The organism is Xanthovirga aplysinae, from assembly GCF_009711365.1.
In the GTDB taxonomy this organism is placed as follows: domain Bacteria; phylum Bacteroidota; class Bacteroidia; order Cytophagales; family Cyclobacteriaceae; genus Xanthovirga; species Xanthovirga aplysinae.
In genome coordinates this window covers 1-3,696 of record NZ_SMMB01000750.1, presented here as the reverse complement: position 1 = coordinate 3,696, position 3,696 = coordinate 1, and the positions used below count along the sequence as shown (strand labels likewise).

Genomic DNA, 3,696 nt, shown 5'->3' with positions numbered 1-3,696 from the left:
TTTCCTTCCAGTTTCTCAGTAAGAATACATACTACTTCTATTTGCAGTGATTCACCTTCCTTAATCTCAAATTTTTCTGTAAATCCTTCATAATATAAAGGGGCCAGGTCTTCGGTTGAATGGGTTATAATATAATATTGCCCAATTTCTAGTGAAATTTCCTCTGGAAGATCCTGATCGGCACCAAAACTCATGATCTCCTCATTTTCTATATTAAAAATTCCTATTTGAAAACCTTCCGTATTTACATCCTCATTTTCAACGGAAAGAGCAATCAATAATATCCCTGTAGGGCCTGTGATCGTTTCCTGGGGCACAAGGTTACAAGTAAGTTCAATTTCCAGAGTTTCTCCTTTCTGGATCGAGAACTCCTCACTAATACCTTCATACCTAGGCTGAACCCCACCAGGAGAATGGCCTGTGATATAATAAGACCCTGGGGCAAGAATAATTTCCTCAGGCATATCTTCAGCTTGGTCAAACTTTTCAATTTCTTCCCCCTCAACATTAAAAATAGTTATTTGAAAACTACTGGTCTCCACTGCATTCTCCTCTACTTTAATGCTAACTACCAGCTTTCCGGTGTCAATTTCTGGTTCGTTCAATTCCTTTTTTTCACAAGAAAATAGCAGTAAAGAAAATAATAATGGTGCCCATAGTAAAAAATAGTTTCTCATCTAAAAAAAGCTTTATACAGTTGAAGAAATAATTGTTCAAACCCAAATATCATCAATTCATCGCCCTAATAATGGTAAAATCGGGAATAAAAAAGGTAATTTAGGGAATGGCCTGCTAAATTTTCATTGAGGCCAATCCCTTACTTTTAGAGATTTTTTCCTTCTGTATTTCCTTCAGCTACAGAATTAAATGAAATCTTCCCATATCGATTTTCACAAACATGAAGATTGATTTAACATTCCCAATATGGCTTTGAAATGTAGTGCCTATCTTAAGGCAAATTCTACTGGGTCTGCAATAGTTTTATAATTAGGAGAGAACTGCTGTACGCTAGCAACTATTTCGTCATATTGCTCCTTGGAACCATTCCCCTCCACATCAAAATGAAAGAAAACTTTATCAAAGCCAATGGGGACATCGGCACTTATTTTCAAAAATCCTCTTAAATCAAGATCTCCTTCAATCGTTAACTTTACACTTTTTAGCTGAATGTCCCTTTTTGAAGCCTCCACCACAAATCCTACCATCATGCAGCCAGCAAGTCCTCCTAATAGGTAATCTTGTGGAGTGGGAAGTGAATTATCACCCAATAGTTCCTTTGGCTCTCCTATCTGGAAGTGAAAGTCTTTTTTGATCTCTTTTGAACCCACTTTTTGATTATGGGTGTTTACAATGGTTTTAACTCCGCCATCCCAGGTAGCCGTTATGCCATAACTTGATTTAGCCTCATTGGGGGCATTTTTTATAAGGTCTACATATTGTTGTAGACCCTTTAAATTAATTCCGTTTAACATACATCTAGAATTTTGAAATGAATTTTAATTTCTTCCAGCCATTACACCCCCGTCGACATCCCAAATAGCACCTGTAACCCAAGAACTATCCTCTAACAATAAAAATTGTATAGTTTTAGCAATGTCAATAGGCCTTCCCACCCTTCCAATAGGATGAAAGTCGTTAAAACCTTGAAGGGTTTCCTCAATTTTGTCTTTGTCAATAAAGGCTCCATAAATTGGAGTCACCACTACAGCTGGTGAAACGGCATTTACCCGGATATTGTAATCGGCAAGTTCCATTGCCAAGTGTTGGGTAAATGAATGCAAACCTGCTTTGGCCATGGAATACGCTGAAGAAGGGGTAGCTTTAATGGCTTGTTTAGCCCACATAGATCCTATATTTACAATAGATCCACCACCATTTTCCTTCATTTGATTTGCAGCTGCCTGGGTAATAAAAAAGAAAGCTTTGTTGAAGTTGTGGTAAATATCGTAATCCTCTTCTGTATGCTCGAGAAAAGGCTTTGGACTAAAATATCCCGCGGCATTTAATAAATATTTTAGGTTGGGTGTCAGATCCTTCAAAGAATCTGAAAAAGCAGGTACTGAACCAAGATCAAATAAATCTAACCCAATAGTTCGTACCTTACCTAAGGTGGATAGTTCTTCCTCTGCAGTTGCTAATGTTTTATCAGCTCTTCCGACGATAATTACTTCTATACCATCTTTCAATAAAAGTTCTGCCGTAGCTCTTCCCATTCCGGTTGAACCACCAATAATTAAAGCTTGATTTTTCATTTTTTTACCATTTAAGTTTGATATGATGCAAATATGAGCACATCATGCCGCAGGAAATGGTAAAATGGAGAGGAAGACTGGTAAATTAGAGAATACTATTCTGAAATTCCTTTGGAGTAAGCCCAGTTTCTTTTTTAAAGTATTTAGTAAAATAAGTAGGTTGATCAAATCCCAAAGTGTAAGCAATCCCACTTATGGTTATTTTTTGATTGGAAAGCATTCTTTTGGCTTCCAATATTTTACTCTGCTTTATAATATTGGCGGGAGTATCCAATAAATATTCTTTTGATATGCGAGTGAGGGTTTTACTATTGGTATTTAATTCCTCAGCATAAGAGTCAATTGGATAAAATTCATTGATTCGCTTAAAGATCAGCTTTTTGAAAGCCACAGCAAGAGAATAATCCGAATCCGTATCTAAATTAACGAGGCCTTGCTTCTTCCTAAGGCGTTCAATAAGAAATAAAACAGTTTGAAACAGGTGAAAAACAGTTTCTCTGTAGAAAAAATCTTTCGTATCCAATTCACTTGTTAAAAATGAAGCAATAGCTCCCAATTTTACGGCTTCCCCATCCGAGAGCATCACATAGTTTCTATTGATTTCGCTAAATATGGAAATAGAAAAGCGCTCCATTAAATCGGGCGCATAGTTATTGATAAAGGAATCATTAAAATGATACAAATACCCTTCGTTGGAAGCATCGGGACAGAAATAATGGATTTGATTTTTATTGATGAAGAAAACCGTGTTTTCTGAATGCTCTATCAGTTGATAATCAATATAATGCCTACCCGCTTTACGGAACCAAATTACCTGGTAAAAACTATGCCTGTGTGGTACTGAAGCTTTTTCTTTGTTTTTACTATAATAACTTGCAGCATCATGTATTTCGAAATGCAAATTAAAATGGTCCTCCTTATGGAGATCATATATTTCTATTTCCTTCATTTCTCCTATTAACTCCTACCAACGATTTTAATAAAGGCCCTACTTTGCCATAGAATCCAATCATAACCTCTATATATTTCTCAAATTGGAAAACTATTGCTTTTATTCACTGACAAAAGGATCCAGCATATCTTCCAGTATCTGATATTACTGCTTAGTTCATGAATTGATAACTTGTTTTCCCCTTTTTGAAAAGGCCTAAATATGTTGATCCAAAAGTATGGGATTACCGTCGGGATCAATTATCATTAAACTTGCGGGGCCCGAAGTACCCTCATCTACCTCAGCCTCAATTTTGATACCGTTTTCTTTTAAATGCCGCTGGATACTCCTAACGTCCACAAAGGATTCAACCTTTTGGGCATTTTCATCCCACCCTGGGTTAAAAGTTAAAATGTTTTGCTCAAACATTCCCTGAAAAAGCCCAATTATGGAATTCCCATTTTTCATAATCAAATAATTCTTCTGAAGATCCCCTCCGAAAACTGTAAAACC

General features: G+C 36.4%; 5 protein-coding genes. All 5 read right to left on the bottom strand.

Annotated features, from left to right (window positions below; all coding sequences use genetic code 11):
- The coding region (locus E1171_RS05075) for a DUF4493 domain-containing protein (RefSeq protein WP_155204725.1) at positions 1–677 on the bottom strand (677 nt) is incomplete at its 3' end.
- 267 nt (positions 678–944) lie between these two features.
- The gene (locus E1171_RS05070) at positions 945–1,472 is read right to left on the bottom strand and encodes an OsmC family protein (protein WP_155204723.1); all 528 of its coding nucleotides are present in this window, start codon (positions 1,470–1,472) and stop codon (positions 945–947) included.
- A gap of 24 nt (positions 1,473–1,496) precedes the next feature.
- Positions 1,497–2,252 (bottom strand): SDR family NAD(P)-dependent oxidoreductase, encoded by a 756-nt coding sequence (locus E1171_RS05065; RefSeq protein ID WP_155204721.1) that lies wholly within the window; start codon positions 2,250–2,252, stop codon positions 1,497–1,499.
- A gap of 85 nt (positions 2,253–2,337) precedes the next feature.
- Complete coding sequence (locus E1171_RS05060; RefSeq protein ID WP_155204719.1) at positions 2,338–3,201, bottom strand: AraC family transcriptional regulator; 864 nt, start codon at positions 3,199–3,201, stop codon at positions 2,338–2,340.
- Between the two features lie 198 nt (positions 3,202–3,399).
- Positions 3,400–3,696 (bottom strand): VOC family protein (locus E1171_RS05055; RefSeq protein ID WP_484628014.1); only part of this gene is annotated, 297 nt, incomplete at its 5' end.